The following is an 18,255-nucleotide window of genomic DNA, read 5'->3' as shown; positions in this document are numbered from 1 at the left end:
AGCGCTGCCGACCCCGAATGGGCCTCGCCGTCGATAAACCGGTTGAGCCGGGCCCGGCGCGTCGGGTAAGCACGGGTCCCGTGTGACGGCCCGGCACCGGCCGTGCGCATCCGGCGACCGCCCGCCCGCTCACCTACGATTGGCAAGGAATGAATTCGCACAACGGCAGTTCGAGCAGCACGGGAAGCGCGCGGGTGGCGAACGTGGGCGACTCGACCCTGGTGGCCCTGCTGGGCGAGATCGCACTGCGCCGCGACGGTGCGCTGACCGCCGTACCCGGTGCGCGGGCCCGGCTGCTGGTGGCGGCACTGGCCGTGCACCCCGGCCGCAGTCGCAGCGCGCAGGCGCTCATCGACGAGGTCTGGGGCGAGGACCCGCCGCGCGCGCCCATGAACGCACTGCACACCCAGGTCTCGCGACTGCGCTCGGCGCTGCCGGAGGGCGCGCTCGAAATCGGTCCCGCCGGATACCGTCTGGTCCTGGCACCCGAGCAGGTCGATCTGTCGCTGGCCCAGCAGCTGGAAAGGCAAGCCCGCCAAGCCCATATCGCCGGCGACGGCCTCGCCTGCCTGGACCTGGTGGCCGCGGCCCGCGCGCTCTGGCGCGGCGAACCCGCCGCCGACCTGCCGCCCGGTCCCGTCGCCGAGGAACTCGCCACCCTGGCGGCCACCCGCCGCCGCGCGCTGGACGCGCTGGAGCTGACCGCCCGCGAAGCCGTCGGTGACCTGCCCGCCGCCATCGAACTGGCCCAGCAGGCCGTGGTCGCCGACCCGCTGGACGAGCCCGCCCACGGCACCCTCATGCGCCTGCTCGCCGCGGCGGGCCGCACCACCGAGGCCCTCGACGTCTTCGCCACCCTGCGTACCCGGCTGGTCGACCAGCTCGGCGCCGACCCGGGCCCGGCGCTGGTCGCTCTGAATACCGCGATCCTGCGCGGTGAACCGGTGGCATCGATCGGCAGTGCTGCTGGCGCGCAAGGATATTCGGTGACAGCGCCCGAATCCGGGGTGGTCCGGCCGAGCGCCTTCGCGCCCTCGGCCGACAGCGGCGTCCGGCCGGATGGGCCCGCCGGCGCCGCCGGGCACAGACTGTCCGTGGTGCCCGGCGTGGCCGGTGGGATCGGCTTCGGCAGTGACGGTTCCGCGGCGATCGGACAGGTGGCGTCGATCGATGGCCGTTCGTCCGGTCACGCGCGCACAGTGGGCCGTGCTGCGGGATCCACCCGGGCGGCCGAGGCGCGAGAACTGGCGGGCGAGAACGCGATCGGACTGCGTGCCGCGCCGAATCCGCTGCTGGGCCGGGAGGCCGATCTGGCAGCGCTGGAGGAGATCCTGCGGTCCTCGCGGGTGGTCACCGTGCTCGGACCGGGCGGGACCGGGAAGACCCGGATCGCCAACGAACTGGGTGCGCGGATAGCGCACGAGACCGCGGTGATGCTGGTGGAATTGGCCTCGCTGCGTTCGGAATCCGACGGTGCGGCCGAAACCCGCGACGAGATCGAGGTCGCCATCGCGACCACCCTCGGCGTGGCCGATGTCGTGTGGGAGACGAACGTGCTGCGGCAGGTGCGGGGCCGCGATATCCGGCAGAAACTGCGGGAGGCCCTCGGGGCGCGCCCGGTACTGCTGATCCTCGACAACTGCGAACACCTCATAGAACCGGTGGCCGAGGTGGTCGCCGATCTGGTCGGGGTGAGCGATCAGCTGACCGTGCTCACCACCAGCCGCGCACCGCTGGAGATCACGGCCGAGGCGGTGTATCCGTTGCCGCCGTTGACCATCGACGCCGCCGGGTCGCCGGCCACCGACCTGTTCGAGGCGCGGGCCCGCGCGGTGCGCCCGTCGGTGCGGCTGGATCCGGAGGTGGTGGCCCGGCTCTGCCGCAACCTCGACGGACTGCCGCTGGCCATCGAACTGGCGGCGGCGCGGGTGCGCACCATGAGCGTCGAGGAGATCGAATCCCGCCTCGACCATCGATTCGCCCTGCTGCGCAGCGGAGATCGCAGTTCTCCGCAGCGGCATCGCACATTGCACGCGGTGATCGAGTGGAGCTGGAACCTGCTCGACGAGCCACAGCGGGTGGCGCTGCGCCGACTGTGCCGATTTCCCGCCGGATTCACGCTGGCCGCCGCCGAATGTCTGCTGGCCGGGCCGGAGATCGATGATCCCGCCATGGCCGTCGATGGTCTGGTGAGCCAGTCGCTGCTGACGGTGCTCGAGGATGAGGCGGGCGGCACCCGCTATCGGATGCTGGAGACCGTCCGCGAGTTCGGTGAGGAGCAGCTGGCCTCCACCGGCGAAGCCGGCCTGGTCATGGACCGAATGTCGAAGTGGGCCAGGGATTTCGCGGTCGGCACCGCACAGCGGTACGACACCACCGAACAGGTGTCGGCGGTCCTGGCCCTGGGCGCGGACATGGACAACCTGATCGCCGTGCTGCGCTACGCGCTGGAGCGGCGCGATCCCGACACCGTGCACACGGTGTTCCCGACCCTGGCCGGAATCTGGGTGTTGCGCGGCGCGCACGCCGAACTGATCAGCTGGTCGCCGCGCGTCATCGCGTTGCCGCCCACGACCTTTCCGACGGTCGCGGCGGAGACCGACCTCTACATCCATGGCCAGTTGATGCTCGCCATGCACCTCATGTTCGGCGCCTCCGACCTGCGCGCGGTGGGGCGGGTGCGGACCACGATCCGGCGCATTCTGGCGTCGGGCGCGCCGATGAGCCCGGTCGCGCGGTATCTCGGCGAACTGATCACCCGGTCCCGCACCACCACCCAGCTGGCCCGGAGATTGAGCGCGGGCGTGCGGTCGCCGGATGAACAGATCCGGCTCGCGGCCCTGCTGCTGCGGGCGAACCTGTGCGAGAACAACGGCATGGCGTACCGCTCGATCAAGGACGCCGAGATCGCCATGGGCATCAGCGGTGACCGGGACACCTGGGGCACCGCCATGACCACGCAGCACCTCGGCAGCATGCACGGCCAGTCGGCGCGCTACACCGAGGCGGTCGGGTATTACCGGCGGGCCGTCGAACTGCTCGAGGAACTGCGGGCCTGGGACGAAGCCGTGGAGGTCCGCGGCCTGCTGGCCATCTCGCTGGCGGGCACCGGGCAGCCCGCGGCGGCCCGGCAGGCCCTCGAACCGGCCCTCGGGGTGGTCGGCGACCCGCCCCTCGACACACCGGTGACCAAGCCCAACCATCGGATCGCCGCCGTCGGGGCCGCACTGGCGGAAATCGAACTCGCCGAAGGGGATATCGACACCGGGCTGCGTCGCTTCCGGCAGGTGCCCGCGCTGATGGACTGGCCGCACAATGTCGGAATGCCGGGACCGGCGACCCTGATCTTCGTATCCGCCGTCATCGATGCTCACGTGCTGTCCGGCCGCGTCGAGCAGGTGCACCGGACCGCGGTGGAACTCGCCGATGTCGCGGTCCGCGTGATCGGCGGCCAGTTCTGGGATCTACCGCAGATCGGCTCGATGAGCTGTGCGATCGGCACCTATCTGCTCGCCACCGGGCAGCACGTCGAGCGCGGTCTGGACCTGATCCTCCTGACGCCGAAGGTGTTCGGCCGCCAGGACTACCCGTCGATGCAGTGGCAGCGACACCTGGACCTGCACCGCGCCGCGGTGGGGGAGGAGCGGATCGCCGCCGCGCTGAATTCGGTTGCGGGACTGGGGCGTCGCACGGCCGCCGAGCGGATCATGATTCACCTGAGGGCGATCGGCGGCACCCAACGCGAAACGCCCGCCCACCGGTGACCTGTGGACGGGCGTCCCAACCGCGGGGCTAGCGGCCGCGTCAGGCGCGGCGCATGTACGCCTTCACCGCGAGCGGGGCGAAGATCGCGATCACGACGATGGAGCCGATGATCGAGTACGCCACGTTCGAGCTGTAGACATTGCTGTTCATCAGTTCTCGGGCCGCATTGACCATGTAGTAGATCGGGTTGGCCTTGTTGAGGCCCTGCAGCCAGCCCGGCATGGTGGACACCTGGGCGAACGCACCGGACATGAAGGTCAGCGGGAACATGATCATCATCGAGATGCCCTGCACCGCGGGCGCGCTCTTACCGGTGATGCCGATCAGCGCCCAGATCCAGCTGATCGCGAAGGAGCAGAACACCACCAGCAGCCCGGCGACCACCACGGCCACGAACCCGCCGTGCGGGCGGTAGCCGAGGATCATGCCCATGACCACTGTCAGCACCGTGGCCAGGCCGTAGCGGACCATGTCCGCGAGCAGCGCCCCCGACAGCGCCGAAATGCGGGCGATGGGAAGGGATTTGAAGCGGTCGAAGACGCCCTTGTCCATGTCCTCGCGCAGCTGGGTGCCGGTGACCACCGAGGTCAGCACCACCGTCTGCACCAGCAGGCCGGGGATCAGCGTCGGCAGGTAGGCGCTCACGCTGCCCGCCATGGCCCCGCCGAAGATCCCGGCGAAGAGCGCCGTGAACAGGATGGGCTGGACGGTGACGTCGAAGAGCTGTTCGGGATTGTGCTTGATCTTCAGCAGTCCGCGGTAGGCCATGGTGAACGAGTTCGCCACGGTCTGCCGGAACGGAATATGGTTGCTCACTTCGGGAATCGGTGCGACCGTGGCCGCGTGCCGCCCGGCGGGGGCGGAGAGAGTCGTGGTCATGCCGCGCTCCGTTCGGTGTCGTCGGTGTCGTTCTCGGCGGCGTGCCCGGTGAGTGCGAAGAACACTTCGTCCAGGCTCGGCTTGGCGACATTGATCTCGTCGATCCGGATGTCGTTCTCGCGCAACCGGATCAGGATGTCGGTGGTGATGCTGGGGTCGGGCAGGGGCGCGGTGATACGGCCGGCCTCCGGGCTGATGGTGGCCTCGACGATCCGGCCCGCCGCGCGGGAGAGGACCTCGCCGACCACGATCCGGGCCGCTTCGATGCGGTCGCGGTCGGTCAGCGTCAGCTGCAGCGCGGACAGCCCGACCGAGGATTTGAGTTCGTCGGAAGTGCCGTCGGCGATGACCTTGCCGTGGTCGATGACCGCGATCCGGTCGGCCAGCTGGTCGGCCTCGTCCAGGTACTGGGTGGTGAGCAGCACGGTCGAGCCCTCGCTCACCAGCCGCCGGATGGTGTCCCACATCTGGGCGCGGGTGCGCGGGTCCAGGCCGGTGGTCGGCTCGTCCAGGAACAGCAGCGGCGGCCGCGCGATCAGGCTGGCGGCCAGATCCAGGCGGCGCCGCATGCCGCCGGAGAAGTTCTCCAGCGCCTTGTCGGCGGCCTCGGTCAGGCCGAATTCCTCGAGCAGCTCGGCCGACTTGCGCCGCGACTCGGTCTTCGACAGGCCCAGCAGTCGCGAGAAGATCACCAGATTCTCGGTGGCCGTGAGCTTTTCGTCGACGGACGCGTACTGGCCGGTGACGCCGATCAGCGACCGCACCGCCGTGGGCTCGGCGACCACGTCGCGGCCGAAGATGCGGGCGCTGCCGCCGTCCGGGCGGAGCAGGGTCGCGAGCATGCGGATGGTCGTGGTCTTGCCGGCCCCGTTGGGTCCCAGCACGCCGTAGACGGCACCCCGCGGCACCGCGAGACTCACGCCGTCGACGGCCCGCTGCTCCCCGAAGACCTTGACCAAGCCGTCCGCCTCGATGGCGAGAGTCTCAGCAGGTGTGTAAGAAGTCATGGCTACACCCTGCGGGGCTTGCCTTGCACCCCCCTTGCACGGCGATTGCGTGCCCCGCGCAAGAGGTGAGCACCTCGGCGCAAGCGGCCATCACTTCGGCGCAAGCGGCCATCGGCGTGGTGCACGCGGACCGGGCCGCTGCGTTCAGTGCGTGGAATCCGCCAGCAGCAGCTGTCGCAGTTTGGCGCGGTCGGGTTTGCCCGGGCCCCGCAGCGGAAGTTCGTCCAGCACGGCCAGTTCGCGCGGCGCGGCGATGGCGTCGAGTTCGGCGATCACGTGGTCGCGCAGTTCGTCGAGGCTCGGCGCGGTGGCGCCCGGGGCGGGAACGATGGCGGCGGCCACACGCTGGCCGAGGCGGTCGTCGGGCAGGCCCAGCACCACGCACTCGGAGACGGCCGGGTGGGTGATGAGGACGGCCTCGACGACCTGGGGGATGACCAGCAGGCCACCGGTCATGATGGCCTCGTCGAGGCGGCCGGTGATGGTCAGCACGCCATTGTCGAGGTGGCCGGCGTCCTCGGTCCGGAACCAGCCGGGTTCGGCGAAGGCGGGGTGGTCGGGGATATTGCGGTAGCCCTTGGCGATGGTCTCGCCGCCGAGCAGCACCCGCCCGTCCTCGATGCGTACCCGGGTGCCCGTCAGCGGTACTCCCTCGTACACACAGCCGCCGCAGGTCTCGCTCATGCCGTAGGTGCGGAACACCTTGATGCCCGCCGCGCGGGCCCGGTCCAGCACCGGCTTCGGGGTGGCCGCGCCGCCGACCAGCACGCCGTCCAGGTCGGCCAGCGCCGCGGTGGCGGCCGGCTCGTCGAGGGCCTTGATCAGCTGGGTGGGGACCAGCGAGGTGTAGCGGCGCGGACCGCGCATGCTCGCGATCGCGCCGACCAGGGCCTCGGGCAGGAAGCCGCCGGAGACGTCCAGCACGGTGGGCTCGGTCCCGGCCAGGATGCTGCGCAGCAGCACCTGGATGCCCGCGATGTGGTGTGTCGGCAGGGCCAGCAGCCACTGTCCGGGGCCGCCCAGGCGCTCGTGGGTGGCGTCGCCGCTGGCCCGCAGATTGGCCGCGGTGAGCATGGCGCCCTTGGGATTTCCGGTGGTGCCGGAGGTGGTGACCACCAGGGCCACGTCGTCGTCGATCTCCTCGCCGGGGCGCAGGCTGCCGCTCAGGCGCTGGGTCTCGCGGCGGTCGGTGGTGGGAACCGGAAGCCAGGCCGGGCCGTTGCCCTCCAAGGCTTCTCGCAGATGCGGCAATACATCGCCCACCGCTGCGCCGGTGGGCATGGGGAGGATTCGGAGGGTATTGCTCACGTTCGCGATCGTGTCATTCCGTGGGGTGGCGGCGCGCGCCGGGGTCGGCGGCCGGATGTCGATGCTGCAGGGTCTCGTGCGGTCAGTCGGACGTCGGTGTCGCCGGCGGCCATCCACCGGCTGCGAGCCTGGAGGCCACCCGAGCGATATCGTCCTCGCCGGGCTGCTCCTTGGCAACTCGGGCGATCGCCGCCTCGATGTCGGCGCGCTCGATATCGGAGGCGGCCACCCGCTCGCGGATCAGCTCCTCCACCACCAGGTGCACCTCGTAGTCGGTGAGCCGCCGGTGCAGGACCGCGAGCAGCGCCACATAGTCGGACTGCGGAATGCCCTGCGGGTATCCGGCTTTCAGCCAGTCCAGCACCTTCTGCAGCACGTTCTGGCGCGGTGGGGTGCGGGCCGGCTCGGCGGCCGCCTGGTTCGTTTGTTCGGGGGTGCTCACGAGCGTGCCTTTCGATGAGGCGGCGTCACGCGCCGAGCAGGTGAATTCCGAGTCGGGAGGCCAGGAAGCCGCGTGCGATGAAGAGCACACCGGAGACCACCGCGATCATGACCACCGCGAAGCAGAGCAGGGACGCGGCCAGCGCGGCGGTCCGGGTGGCTCCGGTCGCACCGTCGTCGACCTGGGAGCGGAAGCGGATGCCGACGGCGAACACGGTCGGCAGCCCGGCCCCGAAGATCAAGGCGGCCAGCATGACTCGCCACAGGTCGGAGAGGTTGTGCAGCAGGGTGTGCATCGCGGTCTCCTAGCCGATTCCGACGGTGTCGTCATTGCGGGAAGCAGCGGAGTTTGCACTGCGACCGTTCGAGGTGGCCGGGTCCGCCGCGCCACCCCACTCCTCGGTGACGTTGTGCGAGTTGACCACCGCGCGCTTGGACCGGAGCCAGATGAACGCGGCCATGGCGATCAGCAGCGCCAGCACCACCAGCACGCCGGCCGTGCCGCCGATGCCGTGCAGGATGGCCCAGCAGATCGCGCCCGCCACGCCGGCCAGCGGCAGGGTCAGCACCCAGGCCACCACCATGCGGCCGAGCACGCCCCAGCGCACCTCCGCGCCTGGGCGTCCGATGCCGGAACCGAGGATGGATCCGGTCACCACCTGGGTGGTGGACAGCGGCAGGCCGAAGTGGGCCGAGGTGAGAATGATCGCCGCACTGGTGGATTCGGCGGCGAAGCCCTGCGGCGGCACGATGTCGACCAGGCCCTTGCCCAGGGTGCGGATGATGCGCCAGCCGCCGAGGCAGGTGCCGGCGGCCATGGCGATGGCGCAGGACACGATGACCCACAGCGGCAGCGGATCGCTGGCCTTGGCCGAGCCGTGCGCGATGAGCGCCAGGAAGATGATGCCCATGGTCTTCTGCGCGTCATTGGTGCCGTGCGCCAGCGAGACCAGGGAGGCGGTGCCGATCTGTCCCCAGCGGAAGCCGCGGGTCACGGTCCGCTCGTTGCTGTCCCGGGTGATCCGGTACACCACCCAGGAGGCGATGGAGGCCACCAGCGCCGCCACGATCGGGGAGAGCAGGGCCGGGACGATGATCTTGGCGAGCACACCCTTGCTGCCCGCCGTCCAGATCACCCCGTGCAGGCCCAGCGCTGCGATGGTCGAGCCGATGAGACCACCGAACAGCGCGTGCGAGGAACTCGACGGCAAACCCAACAACCAGGTGAACAGATTCCACAGAATGCCGCCGACCAGTCCGGCGAAGACGATGTCCAGCAGGGCGCGGCCGCTCACCTCCGACAGGTCGACAATGCCCTCGGCGACCGTGGCGGCGACGGCGACGCTGAGGAACGCACCGACCAGATTCAGTGCTCCGGACAGGAGTACGGCGGTACGCGGGGCGAGGGCACCGGTGGCGATGGAGGTGGCCATCGCGTTCGCGGTGTCGTGAAATCCGTTTGTGAAGTCGAATGCCAAGGCTGTGCAAACAACGATCAGCAGAACGAGCAGTTCGGCAGACACACCGATCAGTTTGCGTCATGCTCTTTACGCTCCGTTAACCGGTGCCCCCGGACGCATTTCACAGTTACCGCCGTGCTAAGGGGCGGTCCGGCGCGCTCAGTCGCCCCGGGTGTCGCGCCGGAGCGGGTGATTCGCCGGCACCTCGACGAGCACCAGCGGCGTCCCCTCGGGATCGCGGATCCACATCTCGATCAGACCCCACGGTTCGCGCTCGGGCGCGCGGTCGATGATGACCCCGCGCAGCGCGAGTTCCGCGGCGGCGTCGTCGCAGTCGCGGACCTGTAGCCAGATGGCGCCGGCGAACCCGCTCGGAGCATCGTCCGCGCGCCCGTGGCCGGCCACCTCGATCAGTGACTGCCCCGCGAAAAAGACCGTCCCACCCGGATACTCGCGGGCAATGGCCAGTTCCAGCGCGTCGCGATAGAACTCGACCGTCCGCTCGTAGTCGCGCGGTCGCAGGATTACCCGACTGCTCAGTATCTCCATGAGTGCAGCATGACAGCTTGCCGTTTGCTGCGGTCCGGGTTCAGAAGTACCAGGGGTAGGGCTTCCAGTCCGGTTCGCGCTTCTCGAGGAAGGCGTCGCGGCCCTCGACCGCTTCGTCGGTCATGTAGGCCAGGCGGGTCGCTTCACCGGCGAACAGTTGCTGGCCGACCAGTCCGTCGTCGGTGAGATTGAAGGCGTACTTCAGCATTCGAATCGCCTGCGGCGACTTGCCGAGGATGTCGGCGGTCCATTCCAGCGCGACGTCCTCGAGCTGCTCGTGGTCCACGACCGCGTTGACCGCACCCATCTGATGCATCTCCGCCGCGGTGTAGGGCCGCCCCAGGAAGAAGATCTCGCGAGCGAACTTCTGGCCCACCATCTTCGCCAGATAGGCGCTGCCGTACCCGGCATCGAAGCTGCCCACATCGGCGTCGGTCTGCTTGAACCGCGCGTGCTCGCGCGAGGCCAGGGTCAGGTCGCAGGTGACGTGCAGGCTGTGCCCGCCACCGGCCGCCCACCCGTTGACCAGCGCGATGACCACCTTGGGCATGAAGCGGATGAGCCGCTGCACCTCGAGGATGTGCAGTCGCCCCGCACGCGCCGCATCCACGGTGTCGGCGGTGTCGCCGGAGGCGTACTGGTAGCCGCTGCGCCCGCGGATGCGCTGGTCGCCGCCGGAACAGAAGGCCCAGCCGCCGTCCTTGGGGCTGGGGCCGTTCCCGGTGAGCAGGACCGCACCGACGTCGGGGCTCATCCGGGCGTGATCGAGCGCGCGGTACAGCTCGTCGACGGTGTGCGGGCGGAAGGCATTGCGTACCTCGGGGCGATCGAAGGCGATCCGGACCGTGCCCTGCTCGATGTGCCGGTGGTACGTGATGTCGGTGAGGTTCTCGAATCCCGGGACGGGCCGCCACAGCGTCGCATTGAAGGTCACGGGAGTGAACATACTGTTCCGGTTCCCGGCGGGTGCAGACCCACCGCAGTTCGGCGCCATGTTCTGCGCGTCGCTCCGGATTACCGGCAGCGGAATTCGGCCATCCGACAAGCGCGCTGATTGTTAGCGGGCGGGGTTGCCCGGGGCTCGATCGGACGCTTGCTATTGGTACGGAGAGAACTCCGACCGATCGGTAACCGAAAGTGAAACGCTGCCAATCGATTGCGGAGGGCTTACAGTGCTGTTGCTGCTGAGGCAGTAGCAGCGCATTGGCATCGTGTGTGCGGGGACACCGGTGCGTATAGTTGCGTGCGCTCGTTCATCGAAAAACTATCCGGAGGAACCTGAAAGTGGTTGCAGCACTGTCTGAATCCCTGCTCGATGACGCCAAGCGTCCGGCCTTCATCGCCGACGCGGAGAAGGTTCTGGACGAGGAGGTGTCGGACAAGGGCGGCGCGTCGGGCCTGGTCGTCAAGGGCGGCTACGCCGCGATCAAGAAGGTCAGCCCCTCGATCGTGAGTGACGCGCTGGAGTCCTTCGCGCCCAAGTTCGTCGAGCAGCTGGAGCCGTTCTGGGCGGAGTACAAGAACGGTGGCGCCGGGTCGTTCGCCGATCTGCTGGTCTCCAAGCAGGACGAGGTGGCCGACGCGCTGCTGTCGGTGACCGACGCGCGGGCCGAGGCGTCGTCGCGCCCGGCGCTGACCAAGGTCTACAACTCCATGCGTTCGTCGGCGAAGAAGCATGTCGCCGAGGCCCTTCCGCGCCTGGGTGACCTGGTGCAGAAGCACGCTGGTTAATTAGGCCGACCGGTTCGCGGCCCGGCGAGGGGCCGCGAACAGTCAACGGTCCGCGGTGCTGCCGCCCGTGGACAGCGAATGCCCGCCGAGGTGGTTCGGGGGCACTCGCCTTTTTCCGGCTCCGTGAGCCGGTTCAGCCCTGGGACTTGCCCACCCGCCAGTAGCCGGTGAAAGTGATGTCCGCCTTGGCGATTTCGCGCTCCTGCGCCAGATGCCGCCGCACTCCCGCGGCCAGCTTCTGCTCACCCGCGACGAAGGCGTAGACGCCCGCGCCGGGCAGGTCCGCTCCGCGCACGGCCTCCGCCGCCAGTGCGCCGATCTCAGCGTGCGGATCCGTGCGGACCAGCCAGTTCACCTGCACGCCTTCGGGTTCGCCCAGTTCCTGCCGGTCCTCGGCGGACGGAAGCTCGAGATACGCCGCGCCCCTGGCGTCCCGTGGCAGCGACCGCAGCACGCCCGCGATGCCGGGCAGCGCGCTCTCGTCACCCACCAGCAGTGTCCAATCACTGTGGTCGGGAGCCTGATAGGTGATGCCCTCGTCCAGCAGTCCGACCTGGCAGCCGGGTGTGGCGCTGTTGGCCCACGCGGAGGCGGGGCTGTCGTCACCGTGTGAGACGAAATCGATGTCGATCTCGGCCGTGATGCCGAACTCCCCGAAACCGGCCGCTCGGTAATCCCGCACCGTGTAGTTGCGCGCCAGCGGACGGTGTTCCTTGCCCATCATCAGGTACTGCGCGAACCAGCCGAGGTTGCTCGCGGAGGTGGGTAGCCGCAGGTTGCCGTCGCGTCCGGGCATGAACAGCCGGAACCACTGGTCGTAGCCCATGGCGGTGAATCCGGCCAGGCCCGGGCCGCTGAGGGTGACGCGGACGAAATGGGGGCTGATCCGTTTGCTGGCCAGGACCTCCGCGGTGAGGATCTCGCGGTGCTCGGGCTTGACATGCTTGCTGCGCTTCGCCATTGGCTTAGGTTAGCAAACCCTAACTTAATAACACAGGTGTGAGCGGGCCGACGGAGCGGGGCGGGCGGCTGTCTGAGAGGCTGGAGGTGTGAATCCTTCGACAGCCCAGGCGCACGTCGTCGTCGACGAGCTCGCGCGCGGCGGAGTGCGGGATGTCGTCCTGTGCCCCGGCTCGCGAAATGCGCCGCTGGCTTTCGCGTTGCAGGCGGCCGACCGGGCCGGGCGGATCCGGCTGCACATGCGCATCGACGAGCGTTCCGCGGGCTTCCTGGCCGTCGGCCTGGCCGCCGCCAGCGGTCGCCCGGTGCCCGTCGTCATGACCTCCGGCACCGCCGTGGCCAATCTGGGCCCGGCCGTCCTCGAAGCGAACTACGCCCGCATCCCGCTGATCGTGCTGAGCGCCAACCGCCCGTACGAGATGCTCGGCACCGGGGCGAACCAGACCGTCGAGCAGTTCGGTCTCTTCGGCAGCCAGGTGCGCGCCGCCATCAGCCTGGGGCTGGCCGAGTCCGAGCCCGGCGACGATCTGTACTCGAAGCAGAACAGCGTGTGGCGCTCCGCGGTCTGCCGCGTGCTGGCCGCCGCCCGCGGCTCCCGCTCCGGCAATGCCGGGCCGGTGCACTTCGACATTCCGCTGCGCGAACCGCTGGTGCCGGACCTGGCCGCCGGTGATCTGCTGCCCCCGGGACGGATAGACGAAGAGCCCTGGACCGCAACGCAATACGCGACCCTCGACGTCCCCCTGGATATCGACCTGACCCCGGACACCGTGGTCATCTCCGGTCACGGCGCGGGCCATCGCCCCGAACTCGCGGCCCTGCCCACGGTCGCCGAACCCACCGCGCCCATGCACGGCCCGGCGCTGCATCCGCTGGCGCTGCCGCTGCTGCAGCCCCGGCAGGCGATCATCACCGGCCGGCCCACCCTGCACCGGCAGGTGTCGCGGGTGCTGTCGGACCCGGAGATCACGGTGTACGCGCTGACCACCGGCCCGCGCTGGCCCGATGTGTCCGGCAATGTGGTGGGCACCGGTACCCGCGCGGTCACCCATGGCGCGCCGCGGCCGGAGTGGCTGGAGCTGTGCCGGGATCTGAACGAGAAGGCCGTCACCGTGGTGCGCGCGAAGCTGGCCGGACACCCGAAGCCGACCGGTTTGCATGTCGCGTCCGTGGTGATGGACGCCCTGCACGACGGCGACCAGCTGCTGCTCGGCGCCTCGAACCCGGTGCGTGACGCCGCGCTGGTCTCCGAGCCGCGGCCCGGCGTGCGGGTGCTGTCCAACCGCGGCGTGGCCGGCATCGACGGCACCGTCTCGGCGGCGGTCGGCGCGGCCCTCACCCATCCGGGCCGCACCGTCGCGCTCATGGGCGACCTGACCTTCCTGCACGACGCGTCCGGCCTGCTCATCGGCACGGGCGAGCCGCGACCGCAGGACCTCACCATCGTGGTCGCCAATGACGACGGCGGCGGCATCTTCGAATTGCTCGAGCAGGGCGATCCGCAGTACGCGGGCGTGTTCGAGCGGGTCTTCGGCACCCCCCACGGCATGGATCTGGCCGCGCTGTGCGCCGCCTACCGCGTTCCGCACCGCCAGGTCGATCCCGGGCAGCTGGCCATCGAGCTGACCAGCAGCGCACACGGCATTCGGGTACTCGAGGTCGCGACCGAGCGGTCGAGCCTACGGGAGCTGCACGCCACCATGCGGGCAGGCGTGTCGAATTAGCCTGGGCGCGAACGCCGCCGGTCAGTACTCGGTGCCGGCGTCCGATTCGTAGTCGTCGTCCATGGGAACGGGGATCGCCTGCTCGACCAGATCCCCCTCGGAGGCGGTCCAGCCACTGTCTCCGGCGGGCAGCGATGTGATCTCGGAGTCCGATTCGAGCGTCTCGGGGTTCACCTCGTCCAGCGGATTGGCGGGGGTGCTCTGCTCTACATAGTCGGCCTCGGGCACTGCGTCGATGCGATCGATCATCGCTTGCTCCTCTCTGCCGGGGTGGGCGGGCCGTGCAGTCGGGCACTTCGAGAATGCTCCCGTTTCACCAGCTCGGCAACCCGTCTTCATCCCGCCCGGCAACCGGGCCGGCATCACTCGCCGGGCAGCGCCGCGTCGTCCGCGGGGTACTCGACGAGAGCCAGTACCCGGCCCGCCATGAACCGGGCGGTGCGGACCGGTCCGCCGGTTCGAGTCACTTCGCTGACCTCCACGATTCCCCGCGCAATGCGGGTCTCGATGCGGCGGCCCGCTCTGGTCGCCATGATTTCGTAGTTCCGAGACCCGTCGCCGGTGTCGACGACGATCTCCACGCGATCACCTTTCATCTATCAATTCTCCTCCCTACCAGGGTCTTTCGCCGCTGATACCGCCTAACGAACCGGTTGCGGCGCAGCGCTGCAAGCACATTCCGGGCGCTCGCCGGGCATCGTGCGCGCCGCGGCGATGAATTCCGCCGGGCCGCCCCGTCTCCATCGGTGACCGGGCCGCACCGTTGGTTCGGCATGTCCCCGGGAGGAACCATGACCACACCGGAATTCGACCTCGAAGCCGCCGCGAGCGCGGTGGAGGCGGTCGTCGCCGCTGTCTCCGAGGCCGACTTCGACCGCCGCACGCCGTCCGAGATCACCGTGCGCGACATGCTCGTTCATGTGCTGGGCTTCACCGAGGGCTTCCGGCAGGGCGCGACCAAGGAGATGATCGGCCGGTCCCAGCCGCCGGCGCCGGGGACCGGATCGCTCCCCGAGGATTGGCGCGACCGCATTCCGACGCAGTTGAAGGCTCTCGTGGCCGCCTGGCGCGAACCGGCGGCCTGGGTAGGTGACACCGAGGTCGGCGGTGTGCTCGCGCCCGCCCCGCAGATGGCGATCTTCGCTCTGGACGAGTTGGTGATCCATGGCTGGGACCTGGCCCGGGCGGTCGGACAGCCTTATGCCCCGGCGGAGCCGGATCTGGCGGTGCTGCTCGGCTTCCTTCGTGACACCCCGCGGGCAGGGGTGCCCGGGCTCTTCGGGCCGGTTGTCGATATCCCGGCCGAGGCGCCGCTCATCGATCGCGTGGTCGGACTGACCGGTCGCGATCCGGCCTGGACGGCGGACTGACCACGCTGGAAACGGCGACCGCAGGCACGGGGAGGGGTGGTGCGTGCGGGTGGCCGCGGGGTGGGCCGTGGGATGGCTATCGAGGCATCCGGTGCGCGTGCTCGGTTGTGCCGGAAGCGAATACGCCCTGCGCCGCGGCCAGTGCGGCGGCCTCGGCGGCGGCGTCGACGGCCCTCTCGTCGACCGGATCCCCGCTGACCAGCAGGCGGTAGTAGAGCGGGGCCGAGACGGCGGAAAGCACTGCGCGCGGGTCGGTTCCGGGTGGGACCTCGCCGCGCGCGACGGCCGCCTCGACGCAGGGGGACCATTCCGTCAGCCGGGTGTCGTAGAAGGCGCGCAGGGCCGCGGCGGCGGTGTCGTCGCTGGTGGCGGCGGCGATGACGGCCCGGAAGAGGCGGCCCTGCCGGGCATCGGTGAGCGTCTTCCCGACCAGCCGCGCATTGGCGAGCAGGTCCCCGCGCAGGCTGCCGGTATCGCTGTGGGGGAGTGAGGTTTCGGCCATGTCGGCCAGCAGGTCGGCGACCAGTCCCGCCGGGGTGCGCCAGCGGCGGTAGACGGTGGTCTTGCCGACTTCGGCGAGTGCGGCCACCTCGGCCAGGTCGAGGGTGGCGAAGCCGCGTTCGGCGAGCAGGTCGCCGGCGGCGCGCAGTACGGACTCGCGGACGCGGGCGGTGCGCCCGCCCGGGCGGACCGAGCCGGGGGTCGGATCGGCATGGTCCGCTGCGTGCGTCTCGCTGCCCTCTGCGCGTATGTCGCGGCTCATAACGGTTCTCCAGTTCCATTTGCGGCGAGACGAGTGTAGCGTCGGGCGAGTTAATGAAACTGCAGTTCCGTTAGGAGTGGTGATCATGGAATATCGTCGGCTCGGCGCCTCGGGTCTGCTGGTTCCGGCATTGAGCTTCGGCGCGGGCACCTTCGGCGGTCGCGGCGAACTCTTCTCCGCCTGGGGCGATACCGACGCCCGGCAGGCCCGCCGCCTGGTGGACATCAGCCTGGACGCGGGCGTCACCCTCTTCGACACCGCCGACGTCTACTCCGACGGCGCCTCGGAAGAGGTGCTGGGCGAGGCGATCCGGGGCCGCCGCGAGCAGCTGCTGCTCTCCACCAAGGCCTCGCTGCCCACCGGTCCCGGCCCGTTCGACGCCGGATCCGGTCGCGCCCGGCTGATCTCGGCGGTCGAGGGCTCACTGCGGCGGCTCGGCACCGACCACCTCGACCTGTTCCAGCTGCACGCCTTCGACGCGGGCACGCCGGTCGAGGAGGTGCTGGCGGCGCTCGACGAGCTGGTGCGCGCCGGCAAGATCCGCTATGTCGGCGCCTCCAATTTCGCGGGCTGGCAGCTCATGAAATCCCTTGCCGCCGCGGACCGGTACGGCTTCCCGCGCTATGTCGCGCACCAGGTCTACTACTCCCTGGTCGGCCGCGATTACGAGTGGGAACTGATGCCGCTCGGCCTGGATCAGGGGGTGGGCGCGGTGGTCTGGAGCCCGCTCGGCTGGGGCCGCCTCACCGGCAGAATCCGTCGCGGACAACCGCTTCCGGCCGGCAGCCGCCTGCACACCACCGCCGAGGCGGGCCCGCCGGTGCGCGACGAACTGCTCTACGACGTCGTGGACGTCCTCGACGAGATCGCTGCCGAAACCGGCCGCACGGTCCCGCAGATCGCCCTGAACTGGCTGCTGCGCCGGCCGAGCGTGGCCACGGTCATCGTGGGCGCGCGCAACGAGGAACAGCTGCGCCAGAATCTCGGCGCGGTCGGCTGGAGTCTCGATGCCGACCAGCTCGCCCGGCTGGACAAGGCGAGCGCGGTGACCCCGCCCTATCCCTATTACCCGTACTACCGGCTGCCGGACTTCGCCCGGCTCAATCCGCCGGCGGTGTAAGGGTTCACGGGTTCGGGAAGAGTCCCTGCGCGAGCACCGGCCACGAGGTCTTCAGGTCGTCCTGCCAGTAGCCCCAGATGTGGGTGCCGCTGCTGCGGAACTCGAATGTCGCCGGAATGTTCAGGGATTCCAGGCGTTTCTGCAGAATCGCCGTGGACAGTTCGCAATTCGCCTCGATGAGGGAGCCCAGCGCCACGGTCTTGGGAGTGTCCGCGGGCGCTTCCATCCGGCCGCGCGCGCCGGGCATGTCGAAGGCGCCCGGAATGCCGTTGCCGGTGGAGATGAAAAGGTTGGTGCCGCGCAGTTTCTCGGCATTGAGGGTGGGGTCGTTGGCCACCCACAGTGGACCGCCCTCGGGGCCCCACATGTTCTCGACCTTGCCGCCGCCGTAGAGCTCGGTGACCATCTTGATGGCCTCCCGGGCCATCGGCGTGATGGTCTGGAAGAAACCGCTGTACACGGCCGCGCTACGGAACAGCCCGGGATTGAAGATGACCGAATTCAGTACGGGCAGACCGGCCATCGAGATACCGGCGATGGCATTGTTGCCACTGCTGGTCAGTGCGGCCGTCATCAACGGCGGCAGTTCCTTGCCCAGATAGGTGGACCATTTGTTGACCCCCAGCGCGCGGTCGGGCTGGAGCCAGTCGGTGTACCAGCTGAATCTGCCGCCGATGATCTGCACGACATTGATGTTCTTGTCGCTCAGGAAATCCAGTGCGTCGGTGCGCAGTTGCCAGGTGGCGGCGTCCTCGCCGCCGCCGGCGCCATTGAGGAGGTAGAGGGTGGGGCGCGGCTCGGAGGTGTCCGCCGGGCGCAGCACGTCGACCGGGAAGGTCTGGTTCATGGCGGCGGAGTAGACGGTGAAGGTGACGTGGCGGTCGTCGGTGACGCCCACGCTCTTGATGAAGGAGCCGTCGTCGGTCTTCATGTCCGGGACCGAGACGCCGGGTGCGGTGGGATCGTCCGCGCCGGCGGGCACGGCGCCCGACAGGCCCAGTGCGGCGACGGTCGCGAGCACCGCCACCGTCAATCGTCCGGTGACTCGACTGATCCGACGGTTCAAGGCACCTGCCCTCAGCGTTCCTGGCAGCCGCCCCGGTGACGGCCCGCCCATCCGCATGAGCCTGGACAGGCGAGTTACAAATACCACAGTTTCACATTTGTGGAGGCCGGAA

The 18,255-nt window shown here is 69.7% G+C and carries 18 protein-coding genes; 5 read left to right on the top strand and 13 right to left on the bottom strand.

Annotated elements, in window-relative coordinates:
* Positions 1-149: 149 nt before the first annotated feature.
* On the top strand, positions 150-3,764 hold the full coding sequence (locus tag ACFXIV_RS11360; RefSeq protein WP_379399530.1) for a BTAD domain-containing putative transcriptional regulator: 3,615 nt from the start codon (positions 150-152) through the stop codon (positions 3,762-3,764).
* Between the two features lie 40 nt (positions 3,765-3,804).
* On the opposite strand, the gene ACFXIV_RS11355 is transcribed toward ACFXIV_RS11360, so the two are convergent.
* The 8 genes from ACFXIV_RS11355 to ACFXIV_RS11320 form a co-directional block, all read right to left on the bottom strand.
* Positions 3,805-4,644 (bottom strand): ABC transporter permease, encoded by an 840-nt coding sequence (locus tag ACFXIV_RS11355; protein ID WP_364620085.1) that lies wholly within the window; start codon positions 4,642-4,644, stop codon positions 3,805-3,807.
* On the bottom strand, positions 4,641-5,651 hold the full coding sequence (locus ACFXIV_RS11350; protein ID WP_379399529.1) for an ATP-binding cassette domain-containing protein: 1,011 nt from the start codon (positions 5,649-5,651) through the stop codon (positions 4,641-4,643). Before ACFXIV_RS11350 ends, ACFXIV_RS11355 begins: the two co-directional genes overlap by 4 nt.
* Positions 5,652-5,795: 144 nt before the next feature.
* Entirely contained in the window at positions 5,796-6,932 is a 1,137-nt protein-coding gene (gene menE, locus ACFXIV_RS11345; RefSeq protein WP_379399602.1) for an o-succinylbenzoate--CoA ligase, read from the bottom strand.
* A gap of 109 nt (positions 6,933-7,041) precedes the next feature.
* Positions 7,042-7,401 carry a DUF3349 domain-containing protein gene (locus tag ACFXIV_RS11340; RefSeq protein WP_379399528.1) on the bottom strand — a complete coding sequence of 120 codons (360 nt, stop codon included), beginning with the start codon at positions 7,399-7,401 and terminating at the stop codon, positions 7,042-7,044.
* A gap of 25 nt (positions 7,402-7,426) precedes the next feature.
* A complete protein-coding gene (locus ACFXIV_RS11335) occupies positions 7,427-7,696 on the bottom strand; it encodes a hypothetical protein (RefSeq protein WP_379399527.1) in 270 nt (89 codons plus the stop codon).
* Between the two features lie 9 nt (positions 7,697-7,705).
* Positions 7,706-8,923 carry an anion permease gene (locus tag ACFXIV_RS11330; RefSeq protein WP_379399526.1) on the bottom strand — a complete coding sequence of 406 codons (1,218 nt, stop codon included), beginning with the start codon at positions 8,921-8,923 and terminating at the stop codon, positions 7,706-7,708.
* Positions 8,924-9,019: 96 nt separating this feature from the next.
* The gene (locus tag ACFXIV_RS11325) at positions 9,020-9,409 is read right to left on the bottom strand and encodes a VOC family protein (RefSeq protein ID WP_354851412.1); all 390 of its coding nucleotides are present in this window, start codon (positions 9,407-9,409) and stop codon (positions 9,020-9,022) included.
* 40 nt (positions 9,410-9,449) lie between these two features.
* Positions 9,450-10,343 carry a 1,4-dihydroxy-2-naphthoyl-CoA synthase gene (locus tag ACFXIV_RS11320; protein WP_379399525.1) on the bottom strand — a complete coding sequence of 298 codons (894 nt, stop codon included), beginning with the start codon at positions 10,341-10,343 and terminating at the stop codon, positions 9,450-9,452.
* 350 nt (positions 10,344-10,693) lie between these two features.
* Between ACFXIV_RS11320 and ACFXIV_RS11315 the strand changes: the two genes are divergently transcribed.
* The gene (locus ACFXIV_RS11315; protein ID WP_379390844.1) at positions 10,694-11,140 is read left to right on the top strand and encodes a DUF6918 family protein; all 447 of its coding nucleotides are present in this window, start codon (positions 10,694-10,696) and stop codon (positions 11,138-11,140) included.
* Between the two features lie 133 nt (positions 11,141-11,273).
* Here ACFXIV_RS11315 and ACFXIV_RS11310 read toward each other — a convergent pair whose 3' ends face one another.
* On the bottom strand, positions 11,274-12,101 hold the full coding sequence (locus ACFXIV_RS11310) for a siderophore-interacting protein (RefSeq protein WP_379399524.1): 828 nt from the start codon (positions 12,099-12,101) through the stop codon (positions 11,274-11,276).
* An 88-nt stretch (positions 12,102-12,189) separates the two neighbouring features.
* Between ACFXIV_RS11310 and menD the strand changes: the two genes are divergently transcribed.
* A complete protein-coding gene (gene menD / locus ACFXIV_RS11305) occupies positions 12,190-13,824 on the top strand; it encodes a 2-succinyl-5-enolpyruvyl-6-hydroxy-3-cyclohexene-1-carboxylic-acid synthase (RefSeq protein ID WP_379399523.1) in 1,635 nt (544 codons plus the stop codon).
* A gap of 21 nt (positions 13,825-13,845) precedes the next feature.
* Here menD and ACFXIV_RS11300 read toward each other — a convergent pair whose 3' ends face one another.
* Positions 13,846-14,073 carry a hypothetical protein gene (locus tag ACFXIV_RS11300; RefSeq protein ID WP_379390838.1) on the bottom strand — a complete coding sequence of 76 codons (228 nt, stop codon included), beginning with the start codon at positions 14,071-14,073 and terminating at the stop codon, positions 13,846-13,848.
* 113 nt (positions 14,074-14,186) lie between these two features.
* Positions 14,187-14,420, bottom strand: coding sequence for a hypothetical protein (locus ACFXIV_RS11295; protein WP_364625607.1), 234 nt, complete (start codon positions 14,418-14,420; stop codon positions 14,187-14,189).
* A gap of 195 nt (positions 14,421-14,615) precedes the next feature.
* On the opposite strand from ACFXIV_RS11295, the gene ACFXIV_RS11290 reads away from it, so the two are divergent.
* Positions 14,616-15,194: a TIGR03086 family metal-binding protein gene (locus ACFXIV_RS11290; RefSeq protein WP_379399522.1), complete on the top strand. Its 579-nt coding sequence runs from the start codon at positions 14,616-14,618 to the stop codon at positions 15,192-15,194.
* A 76-nt stretch (positions 15,195-15,270) separates the two neighbouring features.
* Here the strand turns inward: ACFXIV_RS11290 and ACFXIV_RS11285 are convergent, their stop codons facing one another.
* Positions 15,271-15,957, bottom strand: coding sequence for a TetR/AcrR family transcriptional regulator (locus ACFXIV_RS11285; RefSeq protein WP_379399521.1), 687 nt, complete (start codon positions 15,955-15,957; stop codon positions 15,271-15,273).
* A gap of 85 nt (positions 15,958-16,042) precedes the next feature.
* Here ACFXIV_RS11285 and ACFXIV_RS11280 point away from each other — a divergent pair, with 85 nt between their 5' ends.
* A complete protein-coding gene (locus tag ACFXIV_RS11280; protein ID WP_379399520.1) occupies positions 16,043-17,077 on the top strand; it encodes an aldo/keto reductase in 1,035 nt (344 codons plus the stop codon).
* A gap of 4 nt (positions 17,078-17,081) precedes the next feature.
* On the opposite strand, the gene ACFXIV_RS11275 is transcribed toward ACFXIV_RS11280, so the two are convergent.
* The gene (locus ACFXIV_RS11275) at positions 17,082-18,143 is read right to left on the bottom strand and encodes an alpha/beta hydrolase (RefSeq protein ID WP_379399519.1); all 1,062 of its coding nucleotides are present in this window, start codon (positions 18,141-18,143) and stop codon (positions 17,082-17,084) included.
* Positions 18,144-18,255 lie beyond the last annotated feature (112 nt).

Source organism: Nocardia sp. NPDC059236 (genome assembly GCF_042754085.1).
Lineage (GTDB): Bacteria > Actinomycetota > Actinomycetes > Mycobacteriales > Mycobacteriaceae > Nocardia.
This window is presented reverse-complemented; position numbering and strand designations above follow the sequence as displayed.

Bases quoted from the DNA above. Each gene is read 5' to 3' on its own strand.
- ACFXIV_RS11325 (WP_354851412.1), bottom strand. From the start codon at position 9,409: ATGGAGATACTGAGCAGTCGGGTAATCCTGCGACCGCGCGACTACGAG.
- ACFXIV_RS11300 (WP_379390838.1), bottom strand. From the start codon at position 14,073: ATGATCGATCGCATCGACGCAGTGCCCGAGGCCGACTATGTAGAGCAG.
- ACFXIV_RS11295 (WP_364625607.1), bottom strand. From the start codon at position 14,420: ATGAAAGGTGATCGCGTGGAGATCGTCGTCGACACCGGCGACGGGTCT.
- menE (WP_379399602.1), bottom strand. From the start codon at position 6,932: ATGCCCACCGGCGCAGCGGTGGGCGATGTATTGCCGCATCTGCGAGAA.
- ACFXIV_RS11290 (WP_379399522.1), top strand. From the start codon at position 14,616: ATGACCACACCGGAATTCGACCTCGAAGCCGCCGCGAGCGCGGTGGAG.
- ACFXIV_RS11285 (WP_379399521.1), bottom strand. From the start codon at position 15,957: ATGAGCCGCGACATACGCGCAGAGGGCAGCGAGACGCACGCAGCGGAC.
- ACFXIV_RS11360 (WP_379399530.1), top strand. From the start codon at position 150: ATGAATTCGCACAACGGCAGTTCGAGCAGCACGGGAAGCGCGCGGGTG.
- ACFXIV_RS11355 (WP_364620085.1), bottom strand. From the start codon at position 4,644: ATGACCACGACTCTCTCCGCCCCCGCCGGGCGGCACGCGGCCACGGTC.
- ACFXIV_RS11335 (WP_379399527.1), bottom strand. From the start codon at position 7,696: ATGCACACCCTGCTGCACAACCTCTCCGACCTGTGGCGAGTCATGCTG.
- ACFXIV_RS11280 (WP_379399520.1), top strand. From the start codon at position 16,043: ATGGAATATCGTCGGCTCGGCGCCTCGGGTCTGCTGGTTCCGGCATTG.
- ACFXIV_RS11350 (WP_379399529.1), bottom strand. From the start codon at position 5,651: ATGACTTCTTACACACCTGCTGAGACTCTCGCCATCGAGGCGGACGGC.
- ACFXIV_RS11310 (WP_379399524.1), bottom strand. From the start codon at position 12,101: ATGGCGAAGCGCAGCAAGCATGTCAAGCCCGAGCACCGCGAGATCCTC.